Raw genomic sequence first — 15,621 nt, forward strand, 5'->3', positions numbered from 1 at the left:
AATGATAATTAAATACTTCGATGATGATCAATTTGAAGCGGCTAATATCTGTAATGTTCGTAATACCGTTCGTTGTTTTGTGCTGAATGAATTTGGACAGTGTGCAATGATTCTAATTAAAGGACAAGACTTATTTGGTAAGCGAAATCATTATGAATCACCCGGTGGTGGTATTGAAGTTGGTGAGTCAATGATTCAAGCAGTTCATCGCGAAATACAAGAAGAACTTGGATATGAGGTGGATTCAATTTCCTATCTCGCAAGTGTTGTGGACGCATACCATCGATTAGAACTTACTACAGTCCATAATTATTTTGTTTGTAAGCTCGCAAAAAAGACATGTTATGCTCGAACATGTCTTGAATTACAATTGTTTGATTCGATTGAATGGAAACTACCAAATGTGTGGTTAGACATTTTGGATAAACCACAAGATGGCGTCAATGAGCTGGTTCATGCGCGGGAACGGTTTATGATGCGTTATTTCGTAGATCAACAAGAAACGTTACGGGACTAAGAGGCGTTTCGTATTCCAAGGTCTCATAGGGCATGTTTGTCGATATAATGTAATCACGAACTGCTTCATATTCTTCGTAACCACCTTCATGCTTTAAGTAGCAAGCAATTACTAAAAAGTCTGTAAGTAAGGGAAAGATGTTTTTAAGTGATGAGACCGTTGTATGTGACGTTGTAATGATCGACTTATCACTTCGAGGTAAGTAACCAAGATTGTATATAGCACCTGTAAAGGGTGCTTTTTCTTCGAAATTAACACGACTGTGATCGGAGTGGATATAAGTGATGTTGGAAAAGTTTTGGTTTAATTGTTTTGAACTCAAGATTGCTTCTTCTTGTATATCGATGGCGTAAACATGACCGGCATGATTGGCTAGAAAATGCGTATCATATCCATTACCACAGGTCATATCCACGACAATTGAGTCCTTATTGAGAAATTGTTTCATCCATTGATGGGATCGTTCTTTATGATTCATAATACCTCCAAAAAAAAGCCCTATGCTTCGGGGCTTTTTAAAATAACAATCATGACATCAGGATTAGATAAAAGACGCATTTCAGGTTCTTTTAATCCTATTCCTGATGAGATAATTAAAGTTGTTTCGTCAACTGTTTGACGTTTATTAATATAGTCTGAAGACTCTGTGATCGAGCCAATAAGTGGTAATCGGATGTAACCACCCATTGTCTTCCCAGAAAGCATGAGATCCACTTCCGTATCATCAAATTCCTTCACATTATCCGGATTGTTTGCAATGGTAATGTTGAAGAGGTCCTCTGATGTTGTAGGGTAAGGGAACTCAGTTTCTTTGTTAATATCATTGTTCGCATCAATACCAACAAGTTGAATCGAATCGGTCGTAAAGTTGTGAACATCAATTTTTGTATTTGAAATGAGTTTAAATCCACTTTGTGTTAAAACTTCTTGCGTCACTTCATTTGCTTTACGGATATCATTTTCACCCAATACTGCATACTTACCAAGTTTCGCATTTACTTTACTTAATTTTTCAATCATTGCAGCTTGTTCCTTCTCAGAAGGAGCAGCTTTAAATAAATTACCACCAAATATAATCATATCGGGTTTAAATGAATCGAGTTCTATAAGTGCTTTATCAAGATTTTCTTCATGACTGTATACATCGGATAGAAATCCAATTGAAAGATTGTTGAAGGATGCAGGAATGCGTGTTGATTCCACCGTTTCAATACGCAACTTAACACGCTGAGGTGCAAAATGTGTCATTTCAAAATAAATTAGTGATGACACAATTGCAATCAACCCCAGTAAAACCGCTAACTTTTTTTTACTCATGCTTCACGAGCTTGTTGAGGTTTTGTTGCTTTCGGTGTTTTTGGTTTTTTAGCATCCTTTTGTTGTTTCGGTTCATTATTTTGTTTGTTGTTATTTTTCTTCTGTTTTTTTACAGGTTTTGTTTCTTGACCTGAGTTTTCTTTTTTATTTTCGACTTTTACCGGTGTCATCGCTGTTTTTTGGTTTAAGATTACAGGAATAACAAGTGGGTTACGTTGAGTATGTTTGTAAAGGAAGGGCTCGAGAGAACCACGAATTGTATTCTTAATTTCTCCAAAGGTAACTTTCTTTGTCATACGTTTTTTAAGTGCTTCATAAACAACAAGTTCCGCTTCTTTAAGTAATGTTTGATTTTCTTTAATGAATACAAATCCTCGTGTAACAATAGTTGGTTTACATAGAATTTTATTTTGACGTGAATCAATGGTTACTACAACTGAAACCAGCCCACTGTCCGATAAAATCTTACGATCTTTAAGCACTGCAGTCGATAATCCACTCGAATCATTTCCATCAACATAAATGTCATCGGCTTGAATTCGGGTATCACTCATGAATGCAACACCATCACGTAGTGCAACAACATCACCGTTTGAGCAAATAAAGATGTTATCTGGGTCAACACCCGTCTCAATTGCTGTTTGACGATGTGCTTTAAGCATCTTGTATTCTCCATGCATTGGCATAAAGAATTTCGGTTTGATTAATTGAAGCATCAGTGTTTGTTCTTCTTTTGAAGCATGACCTGTTGTATGAATTGAGTTGAGCGGTGAGTTTGTTAGGACATTTGCACCGGCACGAGTCAATTGGTTTACAACATGGGAAACACTGGTAGCATTTCCAGGAATTGGGCTTGATGAGAATACGACCGTATCACCAGGCATAATGCTGATTTGGCGGTGTGTTCCATTTGCAATACGACTTAACGCAGCCAAGGGTTCCCCTTGGCTTCCTGTACAGATAATACAAGATTGATCAGCAGGAAGTTTATTTAATTGATGAGCATTAACAAAGTGTTTGTCAGCTGCATCAATATGACCGAGTTTACGTGCGATATTAACAACGTTATCCATCGAACGACCAAAGATTGCAATCTTACGACCATCCGCAATAGCAGCCTCGATAATTTGCTGAACACGATAAACGTTTGAAGCAAAGGTAGCAATGATGATACGACCTTCTGTCTTGTTGAAAATTCGTTTAATTTCACGTCCAACTTCTTTTTCACTGATGGAAAAGCCACTAACTTCTGCATTGGTAGAATCACTCATTAAAAGCGTAACGCCAATTTCACCCATATAAGACATAATTTGGTAATCTGGATTATTTCCAACAGGCGTTAAATCAAATTTAAAGTCTCCTGTTGAGACAATGCGTCCATTTGGTGTATTAACAAGAACCCCAAGTGCATCGGGAATCGAGTGAACAACATTAAAGAATCCAATAACAAAATGTTTTGTTTTAATTGTAGATTTTGAATCGATTTCTTGAATTTTGTGTTTTGTTCTTATTTTTCGTTCTTCAAGTTTACGTTCAATTTGAGCTTTCGCAAATTGCGGTGCGTAAATCTGAGGTACGTTCACTTTTTGGAGCAAGAAAGGAATACCACCAATGTGGTCTTCGTGTCCGTGTGTAATAACGAGGGCTTTAACTTTCTTTTGATTACGAATTAAGTGAGCATAGTCTTGAATGACATAATCAACACCCAATAAGTTCTCTTCGGGGAACATTACCCCGCAGTCAATAATGATAATTTCATCATCATGTTCAATACAGTACATATTCTTACCGACTTCGCCCAAGCCACCTAAAGCATAGACTAGGGTATCGGTTTTTCTTAATTTCATATTTTTTTCGTCCATATAATCTCCTATTCTATGATTTTAAGTCCTTTTTCAGCCATCCATGGGTCTTTTGAATCAATATGATCGTAAAAGAGTACACCATTTAAATGATCAATTTCATGTTGTAAAACAATTGCTAAGATGTCTTTTGCGACAATCTCAATACGTTGGTCTGTTATCATATCGTATGCTAAAACTTTAATGCGTTGGCTACGACGAACAAGTCCTGGGTAATCCTTACGAATGGATAAGCAACCTTCACCATAACTGAGTGCACATTGCTTTACCGAATTTGAAACTATTTTAGGATTAACTAAAGCATATTCAACCGTTTTTACATTTCCATGTTTATCTTCAAGATCAACAACAAGTGCTGTCATTTGTTTCGCAACACCAATTTGAGGTGCAGCAATTCCGTTTGCAGGTTGCAAATTATACTTTTCAGCGAGTTCAGGATCTCTTGAATCACGAACATATTGCAACATATTTTCAAGTGTATTACGGTCTTCTTCCGACAAAGGAAAAGACACCGGTTCGCATTTTTCACGCAGAACTGGGTTTGGATCTAGGACAATTGTGTCCATATTTATATCGTGCATTTAAAATTCCTCTATTCCATGATAAAAATAAATAATATATATGCCATATATTATAATATTTAAGTATGAATTATATGTGGGTCTATTCAAACTCTTTATGCATAGTTTATCGTATTTTTACTCTTTTTGAAAGGCTTTCGCTTATTTTTCATTATATCTATGATAGAATAAAGCCATGAAGAAAAGAAAAATATCACTTAAAATGCCAATGGGCTATAACCGCCCAATCCATGCAGCAGCATTAATATTAAATATCTTTGGGGTCCTTATGGTTATCTCAGGAAGCATGACATCCGGAAGTACGCCGAAGTCACTAGTCTTGGTTGGGGTTAAGGAGCTCGTTTTTGTGATTGTATCCTATATTATGATGGTTATGGTCGCTCGAAGATTTTCACTTAATTATTTTAGAAAAAATTATGCGAAAATATTACTTTTAATGGTTGGTATGTTGGGAATTACGCTTGTTTTCCCTGCAATTAATGGAGCGAAAGCTTGGATTAATCTTAAAGTAATGACCATACAACCTAGTGAGTTTGCTAAGATTTTTGGAATCCTTACGATCGCAACATTTCTTGCAGATCGTAATAAACGAACAAGTGCTAGCACATTTGATATGGTTAAAAAGCCATTCTTTATTATTCTTGCGATTTTCGTATTTGTTGTGAAAGCGCAGCATGACCTTGGGTCAGCGGTTGTTATTATTGGTGTTGCATATATCTGTGTTTTAATACCATCACATGACAAACTAACACGATTACAAAAAGTAATGTTTATTCTTGCAGGTGTAGGAATCATAGGACTGATCTTTCTGGATTCTTCGTTCGGAATTAGTCTCATTGAAAAATTAAACATTCCGCCTTATATGATTGGACGATTTAAAACATCCTCGAATCCATTCTTGGATCGTTATGGAAGTGGATATCAAATCTTTAATGGAATGGTTGCGATGTTTAAAGGTGGTCTTTTTGGAATGGGTTATGGGAATAGTTTAATCAAATATGGTTATCTTCCAGAAGCTCATACGGATTTTATTCTTGCTATAACAATTGAAGAATTGGGGATGATTGGGTTCTCGGTGATTCTAATTGGATATGGAACGATGCTATTCCAACTGGTTAAATATTCATTTAAAGTTAAAAAAGAATCCGATAAAGTTATTTTAATGGGGACTGTTGCTTATATTATGATTCACTTTATCTTTAATATAGGAGGTATTACGGCACTGATTCCTCTAACAGGAGTACCGCTTCTCTTTATTTCTAAGGGGGGATCCAGTCGTATGGCAATCATGATTGCCATTGGTCTAACACAAAATGTAATTTCCCGATATGAAATGGGTATTATTAATGTAAAACGTAAAGACCAATTACGGATTAAACAAGAAGAAACAAAACGTAAAGAAAATTTAAAACGGTTAACAGAGGTAGTGTAATGAGAGTTGTAGCAGGAAGATTTGGATCAAGACCCATCAAAACATTAAAAGGAGATACGACACGGCCTACAACGGATAAGGTTCGTGCCGCAATTTTTAATCGAATTGGACCTTTCTTTAATGAAGGGGCAATGTTAGATGTATTTGGTGGATCGGGTGCGATGGCAATTGAATCAATTAGTCGCGGTATCGAGCGCGCAGTAGTTTTTGAAAAAGATGTACGAGCTTTTAGTGTTATCCAGGATAATACAAAAACATTTGGTCTTGAATCGCGCATTCAACTCAAAAAAGGTGATTCGATGAAGTTATTGGAAACGGTATCCGGTTCCTTTGAATTTGTTTTCCTTGATCCACCTTATCGCTACGCGCAAACACTTGAAATCATAAAGTTGATAATCAAGCGTGATTTGGTCGTAGATGGTGGGTTGATAATTTGTGAGACGGATAAAAATTACGACTTACCTGATGAGATTGATGGTTATTCGTTAGATTGTGTTAAAGATTATGGAATTAGTAAAGTACGATACTACAAAAAGGACAAATAAGTCCTTTTTTATTTTTTAGCACTTAAAGGTTGACAGTGCTAAACTCGTGGTGTAGAATAATACTAGACACAAAGAATAGAGTGTTTAGGAGGCGAGATTAATATGTTGACGCCACGAAAAATAGAAATATTTAAGGCGATTGTTAAAGAATTTATTAACACAGCTGAACCTGTGGGTTCAAAGACGTTAATCGATAAATATAACTTATCATACTCGTCTGCGACAATACGAAATGAGATGTCAGATTTAGAAAAAATAGGACTACTGGAAAAGACACATACGTCCAGTGGACGTATCCCTTCAACAAAGGGGTATCGATTCTATGTAGAACACCTTATGGATGAAGAAGAGAATTACGGTATTGAAACCGCAATTGCACAAATCTTCTCCGATCGACGACTCGGTATTGATGAAGCAATTCGTCAAAGCTGTGATATCTTATCGCAAATGACGAATCTCACTACGGTTGTATTAGGGCCCAGTGCAATGAATGAAACACTGAAAAGTGTCCAGTTAATTCCATTGAGTGAATTTAATGCAATGGCCGTGTTCGTAACAGAATCAGGGCATGCGGAGCATCGAATCTTTAATTTTGATAGTAAAGTGGATGTGAATGACCTCGAGGCGTGTACTTCAATATTAAATGAACGATTAAAAGGTACAGCACTATCGGAAGTTGTAGATAAAATGGAGAGTTTAAGACCCATCTTATCGAAACGGATCGAAAAGTATGAGGTACTCTTTGAGGCGTTTGTGGGAGCATTTGTTAAATTTGCTCAGGACGAAGTCTATTTAAGTGGTGAACGCAATATGTTATACCAGCCAGAATTCTCAAACATAGAGAAACTTCGTGAAATGATGGATATGCTCGAAAACAGTGAAATGTGGCGTAACTTATCCACAGGACAAAATCACCTAAGTCTTAAAAAAGGCGATCAAAGTGAAATTGTTTGGGTTGATGATATGGCCGTTGTATCCAGTTCGTTTAATCTACTCGATAATCATGAACATAAGTTAATGATTGTGGGACCAAGCCGAATGGAATACAGTCGCGTTGTCTCGTTAATGGATTATGTTTCGGAGATGATCGAAACGGTGTATGGGAAAGGTGGCAATGATGAGCAAGATGAATAAAACCGCTGAAGAATTCAACGAAGAAGTTCAATTAGAACAAGAAGTTGAAGCAACAGACAGCGAAGAACTTGAAACTTCAAACTCAGAGAACGAGGCTTCTGAAACAGATGAAGCAATTGATGAGAATGAAGCCTTACGAAAAGAAATTGAAACGTTAAAAAACGACTATTTTAAAATGTTAGCAGATACAGAAAACTTAAAAAAACGTCTGCAACGTGAGCATGATCAACTGCGTAAATACCGAATTCAAGGTTTTGCGGCAGATGTATTGCCTGTGTTAGATAATTTGGAGCGTGCATTAAAACAAGAGACAACGGATGAAGCGTTAAGAGAAGGTGTACAAATGATTTATGATCAATTGATGGCATCCCTTAAAGCGGAAGGTGTGGAACCGATTAATGCATTAAATCAACCTTTTGATCCAAATATTCATCAAGCGATGATGACTGAGGAAAAAGAGGGAGTAGAATCCAATATCGTGATTGAAGAATTCCAAAAAGGATATATGTTAAAAGATCGCATTCTACGTGCGAGTTTAGTAAAAGTGAGTCTATAGGAGGATATATATTATGAGTAAAGTTATTGGTATTGATTTAGGAACAACAAACTCAGCTGTTTCCGTAATGGACGGTGGAGAAGCAAAAGTAATTACAAACCCAGAAGGAAATCGTACAACACCTTCTGTTGTAAGTTTTAAAAATGGTGAACGTATTGTTGGGGATGCTGCAAAGCGTCAAGTTGTTACAAACCCTAACTCAGCAGTATCTGTTAAACGTTTAATTGGTACAGGCGAAAAAGTTACACTTGAAGGCAAAGATTATACACCAGAAGAAATCTCAGCAATGATCTTAGGTTATATGAAGAGCTATGCAGAAGATTACCTCGGTGAAAAAGTTACAAAAGCTGTAATCACAGTTCCTGCATACTTTAATGATGCACAACGTCAAGCTACAAAAGATGCTGGTAAGATTGCTGGATTAGAAGTAGAACGTATTATTAACGAACCAACTGCAGCTGCGCTTGCATTTGGAATTGATAAGACAGATAAAGAAGAAAAAGTTCTTGTATTTGACCTTGGTGGTGGTACATTTGACGTTTCGATTCTTGAATTAGCAGATGGTACTTTTGAAGTATTATCAACAGCTGGTGACAACAAATTAGGTGGAGATGATTTTGACCACATTGTTGTTGATTATTTAGTAGATATTTTCAAAAAAGAAAACGGAATTGATTTATCATCCGACAAGATGGCAATGCAACGTCTAAAAGAAGCAGCAGAAAAAGCGAAAAAAGATTTATCTTCAACTGTAAATGCTTCAATTTCATTACCATTTATCTCAGCAGGTGAAAATGGTCCATTACACTTGGAAACAACATTATCACGTGCTAAATTTGAAGAAATGACAAAGAGCCTTGTTGAACGTACAATGGTTCCAGTTCGTCAAGCATTAAAAGATGCTGGACTTACAAAAAATGATATTCATCAAGTATTACTTGTTGGTGGATCAACACGTATTCCTGCAGTTGTTGAAGCAGTTAAAAATGAATTAGGAAAAGAACCTAATAAATCTGTAAACCCTGATGAAGTTGTTGCAATGGGTGCCGCAATTCAAGGTGGTGTTATTTCTGGAGATGTTAAAGATGTATTGCTTCTTGACGTTACACCATTATCATTAGGTATTGAAACAATGGGTGGTGTGATGACTGTTCTTATTGAACGTAACACAACAATCCCTACATCAAAATCACAAGTATTCTCAACAGCAGCAGATAATCAACCTGCTGTAGACATTAACGTATTACAAGGTGAACGTCCAATGGCTAAGGATAATAAATCACTTGGTTTATTTAAATTAGATGGTATTGCACCTGCAAAACGTGGTATTCCTCAAATTGAAGTTACATTTGATATTGACGTAAATGGTATCGTAAATGTTTCGGCAATGGATAAAGGAACAAACAAAAAACAATCTATTACAATTTCAAACAGTTCAGGATTAAGTGATGAAGAAATTGAACGTATGGTTCGTGAAGCGGAAGAAAATGCTTCAGAAGATTTACGTTTAAAAGAAGAAGCAGAACTTAAAAACCGTGCAGAACAATTCATCCATCAAATCGATGAATCATTAGCAAGTGAAGATTCACCTGTGGATGATGCTCAAAAAGAAGAAGTAACAAAATTACGTGATGAATTGCAAGCAGCAATGGACAACAATGATTTTGAAACATTAAAAGAAAAACTTGAACAATTAGAACAAGCAGCTCAAGCAATGTCACAAGCAATGTATGAGCAACAAGCTGGTCAACCTGAAGCAGATGCTTCATCAAATGATGAAACTGTAGTTGACGCTGAATTTGAAGAAAAAAACTAGTTTAAAAACTTTCGGAGGTAGATATGGCAGATAAAAGAGATTTTTATGAAATACTTGGAGTAAGTAAATCTGCCACAGATGCAGAAATTAAGAAAGCCTATCGCCAATTAGCTAAAAAGTATCATCCTGATATCAACAAAGAGGATGATGCTGAAGCTAAGTTTAAAGAAGTCCAAGAAGCTTACGAAGTCCTAAGTGATTCTCAAAAACGTGCGAGCTATGATCAATACGGCCATGCAGCCTTTGATCAGGGAGCAGGCGGTTTTGGTGGCGGCTTTAGTGGTGGCTTTGATGATTTCGGAGATATCTTTAGTTCATTCTTCGGCGGCGGAGGCGGCGGTCAGCGTCGTAATCCTAATGGACCTATGAAGGGTCAAGATCGCTTTATGAGTATGCGAATTGACTTTATGGAAGCTGTGTTTGGTGCAAACAAATCCGTGACTTTAAATGTAGATGAAGAATGTACATCGTGTCATGGGTCGGGTGCACACAGCAAAGATGATATCAAGACATGTTCACGTTGTGGTGGAACGGGTCAAACGGTTACGCAACAACGTACACCTTTTGGAGTTTTCCAATCTCAAGCAACATGTCCGGACTGTGGTGGTTCAGGTAAAACAATTACAAAACGCTGTGGTGAATGTCATGGTAAAGGATTTAATACCAAACGTGTCGAAGTCGATATTAAAATTCCTGCGGGAATCGTTACTGGACAACAATTACGTGTTTCCGGTAAGGGTGAACGTGGGGCAAATGGTGGACCGAACGGTGATCTCTTTATTGAGATTGTAGTCGGAACGCATAAACACTTCAGACGTGAGGGTAATGATATCCATATTAATATTCCTTTGTCGGTAATCGATGCCACATTGGGTACAGAAATTGAAGTTCCAACCGTGCATGGTGATGTTAAATTAACGATTCCAGCAGGTACACAACCCAATACTAAATTTAGACTCCGTGAAAAAGGGGTTCAAGACCTTCGTTCCGGACGTATGGGAGACCAATACGTTGAAGTTAAATTAGAAGTACCAACTAAATTATCACGTCAACAACGTGAACATTTAGAAGCGTTAAAAGAAACAGAAGTAAAAGGTGATAGTGTCTTTGACCGCTTTAAAAAAGCGTTCAAGTGACACACGTCACTTTTCTTTAGAATTTATATTAGCACTCTAAGTAGTCAATTGCTAAAACGGAGGTGAATTGCATGAACTACGAAAACTTAACTGAAAAAGCTCAAGCAGCTTTAATGGAAGCTGTGAATTATGCGACACAAATGCAACACAGCGCTGTGTCGTCAGCCCACTTGATGAAGGCAATCCTGAATTCAGGTGATCTTGATTTAATATTAGAAGAAACTGGAACCAGTAAGTCTAAACTTCTTCAATCTGCCGATGAAATTTTAGATAAACTTCCAAAGGTTCAAGGTGCACAATTAACCATGGACCAAGAAATCACGAATGTTTTCGCGAAAGCACAGGCATGGTCAACCAAACAAGGCGATACATATATTTCTCTATTTGCACTTTTTTTAGGAATCTTAGAAGCTGTAAATACTTATCGAAATCAAGCGGATTACCGCGCGATTGAAACTTCAATTCTTAGTCATCGTTCCGGTAGAGTCATGGATTCACCACAAGCAGAAAATCAAATTGATGCCCTATTAAAATATGGTCGAGATCTGGTAAAAGATGTTCGTGATGGTAAAATCGATCCAATTATTGGTCGTGACGATGAGATCCGTAGAGTAATCCAAATATTATCCCGTAAAACAAAAAATAATCCAATCCTTATTGGAGAACCGGGTGTTGGTAAAACGGCGATTGCAGAGGGACTAGCATGGCGGATTATGCGTGGTGATGTCCCCTTCAGTTTAAAAAATAAACAACTCATTGAGTTGGATATGGGTTCTTTAATTGCGGGTGCAAAATACCGTGGAGAGTTTGAAGAACGTTTAAAAGCTGTTCTCGAAGAAGTAGAACAAGCAGATGGAAACATCATTCTCTTTATTGATGAAATTCATAATCTCGTAGGTGCAGGGAAAACAGAAGGTTCGATGGATGCCGCAAACTTATTAAAACCAATGTTAGCGCGTGGTGAACTCCACCTAATTGGTGCGACAACCTATAATGAATACCGACAACACATTGAAAAGGATGCTGCACTTGAGCGTCGTTTCCAACGGGTTACTGTTAATGAACCCTCTGTGGATGACACTATTTCTATATTAAGAGGTCTTAAAGATCGCTTTGAGTCTCATCATGGGGTTAAAATTTTGGATGAGTCCATTGTGGCCGCTGCGAAATTATCGGATCGATATATTACGGACCGCTTCTTGCCGGATAAAGCTATTGACTTGATTGATGAAGCGTGTGCTTCCATTCGCGTTGAGATGGAATCGATGCCAGAAGAATTGGATGAATTAACACGCAAAATACGCCAACTTGAAATTGAAGAAGCTGCCCTAAAAAAAGAAACGGATGCGAAGACGCTTGAACGTCGTGACGAGATTGTAGAAGAACTCAGCAACCTGAAAGAAAACTATCAGGATCTTTATGCTCGTTGGGAAAAAGAAAAAGCGCAAGTTGATGGCGTCAAAGATGCGAAAGAGGCATTAGAACGTGCACGCTTAGACTTTGAGAAAGCACAGAATGAAGCCCGTTATGAAGAAGCTGCGCGTCTACAATATGAAACAATTCCTGCCCTTGAACGTCAAATTCAAGAAAGTAATGAGAACGATCATGAAGGAAGTATGATACAAGAGGTTGTTGATGAAGCGTTGATCGCTGAAATTGTATCACGATGGACACAAATTGATGTTACGAAACTTGTGGCTTCTGAACGCGAAAAACTCTTGAACCTTAAACATGAATTAGGCGTTTATGTTAAGGGACAAGATCAAGCACTTCAAACTGTTACAGACGCAATCCTACGCTCTAAAGCTCAAATCCAAGATGAAAATCGACCTTTAGGTTCGTTTATGTTCTTAGGACCTACAGGGGTTGGTAAAACTGAAGTTGCTCGTGTTTTAGCCCAACAACTTTTCGATGATAAAAATCGTATTATTCGCATTGATATGAGTGAATATATGGAAAAACACAGCGTATCAAGACTCATTGGTGCCCCTCCTGGATATGTTGGCTATGAACAAGGTGGTCAATTAACTGAACAAGTTCGCCGTCATCCGTATTCAATCGTGCTTTTAGATGAAATTGAAAAAGCACACCCAGATGTGTTTAATGTGTTACTTCAAATCCTTGATGACGGACATATTACGGATAGCAAAGGGGTAAGGGTTGATTTTAAGAATACCATTATCATTATGACTTCAAATCTTGGTAGTCAGTTTGCATTTGAATCGGATCAAGCAAATAGAGATAAACAATACATGCAGGCGGTTCAAGGACACTTCAAACCCGAGTTTATTAATCGTATTGATGAAATCATTGTCTTCAATGCCTTAAACGATGCGGTGCTTCACGATGTTGCTCGTAAGTTCATAGATGAGCTTGCAGTCCGTATTGGACGTCGTAATCTCAAGTTAAGTGTTACAGATAAGGCAATTGATCTTATTGTTGCGGAAGGTAGTGACGTAACTTATGGTGCACGTCCAATGAAACGTTTCATACAACGTGAAATTGAAACCAAGATTGCATATCTTCTCATTGAAAACGATGTGGAAGATAATAGCGTCCTTGAAATCGATGCCCAAGATCATGAATTTGAAATTCATATTCTTGAACCTCGTAAGACTTTAAATTAAAAAGAGCCAGCTATCTGGCTCTTTTTAATGTTTATGATAGAAACAAAAACTGAGATAAATGATGCACAGAAACCCAACAATCAAGCCTAAAGCTAAAGTAGAACTTATGACACAAAGCAGATAGGTAGAGGTTATAGCACCTAAGAAAAATAGGAACCACGTTAGAATCAACGTTGACACTTCATGCCAACTTGTTTCCTTACGTACAAATCGAGCGAGTGCTTCACCAATACCATAAAGCACTCCAGTCATAAATCCTTTTCCAATAGTGGCGTTATTGACTTCAACTTGTGCCTTATTTTGAATCCCCATCGCAAAACTTATGAGTGGAAAGCTCCACGATTGGTATGTTGTAAATTGAAACATCAGGGCAAATACCAAACAAAGGATATCCAGTTCTAAGATTCGTTTGATGGATTGCGTGTGGTTTCCAATACAGAAAAGATTACCAATAAAAGCGCCAAAAACAAAGGTGATAAGTACGAGAACATAGCGAAGTACTTCCATCCATTCGTGATTGACTAAATGAATTCCTAAGCGTGTAGAGTTACCACTCATAAAAGAAAGAAAAACCCCACCAATAGCAAGGATTCCCAATACATCTAAGTAACCGGATATAAATGAGAAAATATATGCGAAACGACTGTTTTCATGATTAAGATCGAATGAATTCATATTACACCTCTTTTTACTGGTTTTAGTATAGCATGCAGATCAATAAAATCGTTATTTTTTCATGAAAATGCTTGAAATAATTGACATTGAAACAAGAGCGCGTTATGGTGTTACGGTTGTGAGCGCCGTTCATAAACGCTCATTTAATTTTCATGACACATGACCATGAATACGATAAGATAGGTTTATGGAGGATGTCGTAATGATTTGTCTTGGTACACAAGCACAACTTGAAGAATTGGTATACCTTAGTATTATGTGTGAAACGGATTGTTCTTACGAACATCGACAAGCCGTAATCAAAGCACAACTAAATTCAGATCAAGATGTTTTTGTTATTAAATATGATTGTGGCTTTCCAGCGGGGTTTGCGCACTTTCAAAAAGATGCCTTTAATAAGCATCATGCACGACTTCAAATGATTTATGTCGAGGAAGCGTTTCGAGGGAATGGATACGCAACTGAAATGGTTGCGATGTGTAAGACGTTAATCGGTTGCAATGACGAGGTACGTTTATCCTCGGAGTGTGCATTTCAGGTTTCATAAATGCACCTATGGTGCATTTTTTTTATTGCTTCAAAGGGTGCTTGTTCATGAAGGATGAATTTAGAGACGGAATTAAGGTATAATTAAAGCAAGAAATTTTGAGGAGGATGTATGTATAGAGAAGAAGCGTTAGACTACGAACCGTTAAAGCATGAGGTAGGGATTTTGGATGTAGAATCTCCATTAAAAGGAAAACGATTATTTTGGAGTGTACTTTCCATTTTTATTCTTTCCACATTTTCAGATGTATTTGTAGGTGTGTTTATAGAAATGCAAATGAGTCAGGAAATAAACATGACCGCATTTACCCCAATTGTAATGATGATTTTGACTACAGTCATTTTATTATGGATTAATTTACCATTAATTAAAGAAGCACGCACGTTTCCAAATCGATTAACAGGTTTCGAAGTATTACGTAAGGTTGGTTTCTATTTTGTAGTTATGGTCCTTGCGAATTTTATTGTAAGTCCACTAGTCGCAATGCTTATTGAATCACTTGGTGGAACAAGTCAACCCATTAATCAAGAAGCATTGATAGCGATGAAAGGGATAGGATTCCCGATGTATTTCGTCTTCGCGGTTATTGCAGGTCCAATTAAAGAAGAACTGCTATTCCGAGGATTAATTTTCCGCAAGCTTATTCATAAAAACCGCTTTGCAGCCTATGCTCTAAGTTCAATTCTGTTTGGTTTGATGCATCTCACTACAGAACTTGTGACGGGACAATGGGTGATGATGTTTAACCTCATAATTTATGCAGGAATGGGAACGTTTTTCGCATATATTTATGAAAAAACAAACAGCATCAAAGCTGCGATGTATTTACATATGATTTGGAATACATTGGGAGTCATTGCGATTTTCGCAGTCTAA

The 15,621-nt window shown here is 37.3% G+C and carries 15 protein-coding genes; 10 read left to right on the forward strand and 5 right to left on the reverse strand.

From position 1 onward, the window contains the following. Position 1 precedes the first annotated feature (1 nt). Positions 2-517, forward strand: a complete 516-nt coding sequence (locus tag EL194_RS06270; RefSeq protein WP_003773216.1) for an NUDIX hydrolase — start codon at positions 2-4, stop codon at positions 515-517. Here EL194_RS06270 and mnmM read toward each other — a convergent pair. Genes mnmM through def form a run of 4 tightly spaced genes read right to left on the reverse strand, consistent with a single transcriptional unit; the run spans position 471 to position 4,277 of the window. Further along, positions 471-995, reverse strand: a complete 525-nt coding sequence (gene mnmM, locus EL194_RS06275) for a tRNA 5-(aminomethyl)-2-thiouridylate-methyltransferase MnmM (RefSeq protein WP_003773218.1) — start codon at positions 993-995, stop codon at positions 471-473. The genes EL194_RS06270 and mnmM overlap by 47 nt on opposite strands. 20 nt (positions 996-1,015) lie before the next feature. Next, positions 1,016-1,834 carry a metallophosphoesterase gene (locus EL194_RS06280; protein WP_003773221.1) on the reverse strand — a complete coding sequence of 273 codons (819 nt, stop codon included), beginning with the start codon at positions 1,832-1,834 and terminating at the stop codon, positions 1,016-1,018. Further along, positions 1,831-3,696 carry a ribonuclease J1 gene (gene rnjA, locus EL194_RS06285; protein WP_003773222.1) on the reverse strand — a complete coding sequence of 622 codons (1,866 nt, stop codon included), beginning with the start codon at positions 3,694-3,696 and terminating at the stop codon, positions 1,831-1,833. The genes EL194_RS06280 and rnjA overlap by 4 nt, the downstream gene beginning before the upstream one ends. 8 nt (positions 3,697-3,704) lie before the next feature. Next, a complete protein-coding gene (def, locus tag EL194_RS06290; protein WP_003773223.1) occupies positions 3,705-4,277 on the reverse strand; it encodes a peptide deformylase in 573 nt (190 codons plus the stop codon). Positions 4,278-4,452: 175 nt separating this feature from the next. On the opposite strand from def, the gene EL194_RS06295 reads away from it, so the two are divergent. The 7 genes from EL194_RS06295 to EL194_RS06325 all read left to right on the forward strand — a co-directional run bounded on the left by EL194_RS06295 (position 4,453) and on the right by EL194_RS06325 (position 13,523). Beyond that, a complete protein-coding gene (locus EL194_RS06295) occupies positions 4,453-5,709 on the forward strand; it encodes an FtsW/RodA/SpoVE family cell cycle protein (RefSeq protein WP_003773224.1) in 1,257 nt (418 codons plus the stop codon). Continuing rightward, complete coding sequence (rsmD, locus tag EL194_RS06300; protein WP_003773225.1) at positions 5,709-6,254, forward strand: 16S rRNA (guanine(966)-N(2))-methyltransferase RsmD; 546 nt, start codon at positions 5,709-5,711, stop codon at positions 6,252-6,254. Before EL194_RS06295 ends, rsmD begins: the two co-directional genes overlap by 1 nt. 102 nt (positions 6,255-6,356) lie before the next feature. Continuing rightward, entirely contained in the window at positions 6,357-7,388 is a 1,032-nt protein-coding gene (gene hrcA / locus EL194_RS06305) for a heat-inducible transcriptional repressor HrcA (protein WP_003773226.1), read from the forward strand. Further along, complete coding sequence (gene grpE, locus EL194_RS06310; RefSeq protein ID WP_081580980.1) at positions 7,372-7,944, forward strand: nucleotide exchange factor GrpE; 573 nt, start codon at positions 7,372-7,374, stop codon at positions 7,942-7,944. The genes hrcA and grpE overlap by 17 nt, the downstream gene beginning before the upstream one ends. A 13-nt stretch (positions 7,945-7,957) precedes the next feature. After that, a complete protein-coding gene (dnaK, locus tag EL194_RS06315) occupies positions 7,958-9,760 on the forward strand; it encodes a molecular chaperone DnaK (protein WP_003773230.1) in 1,803 nt (600 codons plus the stop codon). Positions 9,761-9,783: 23 nt separating this feature from the next. After that, positions 9,784-10,896, forward strand: coding sequence for a molecular chaperone DnaJ (gene dnaJ / locus EL194_RS06320; RefSeq protein WP_003773231.1), 1,113 nt, complete (start codon positions 9,784-9,786; stop codon positions 10,894-10,896). 71 nt (positions 10,897-10,967) lie between these two features. Then, entirely contained in the window at positions 10,968-13,523 is a 2,556-nt protein-coding gene (locus tag EL194_RS06325; protein WP_003773232.1) for an ATP-dependent Clp protease ATP-binding subunit, read from the forward strand. Positions 13,524-13,547: 24 nt separating this feature from the next. Here the strand turns inward: EL194_RS06325 and EL194_RS06330 are convergent, their stop codons facing one another. Continuing rightward, complete coding sequence (locus EL194_RS06330) at positions 13,548-14,198, reverse strand: YoaK family protein (protein WP_003773233.1); 651 nt, start codon at positions 14,196-14,198, stop codon at positions 13,548-13,550. Between the two features lie 202 nt (positions 14,199-14,400). Here EL194_RS06330 and EL194_RS06335 point away from each other — a divergent pair, with 202 nt between their 5' ends. Both EL194_RS06335 and EL194_RS06340 read left to right on the forward strand, forming a co-directional pair. Further along, positions 14,401-14,745, forward strand: coding sequence for a GNAT family N-acetyltransferase (locus EL194_RS06335; protein ID WP_034886507.1), 345 nt, complete (start codon positions 14,401-14,403; stop codon positions 14,743-14,745). 111 nt (positions 14,746-14,856) lie between these two features. Further along, positions 14,857-15,621 (forward strand): CPBP family intramembrane glutamic endopeptidase, encoded by a 765-nt coding sequence (locus EL194_RS06340; protein ID WP_003773235.1) that lies wholly within the window; start codon positions 14,857-14,859, stop codon positions 15,619-15,621.

The organism is Erysipelothrix rhusiopathiae (assembly GCF_900637845.1).
GTDB lineage: Bacteria > Bacillota_I > Bacilli_A > Erysipelotrichales > Erysipelotrichaceae > Erysipelothrix > Erysipelothrix rhusiopathiae.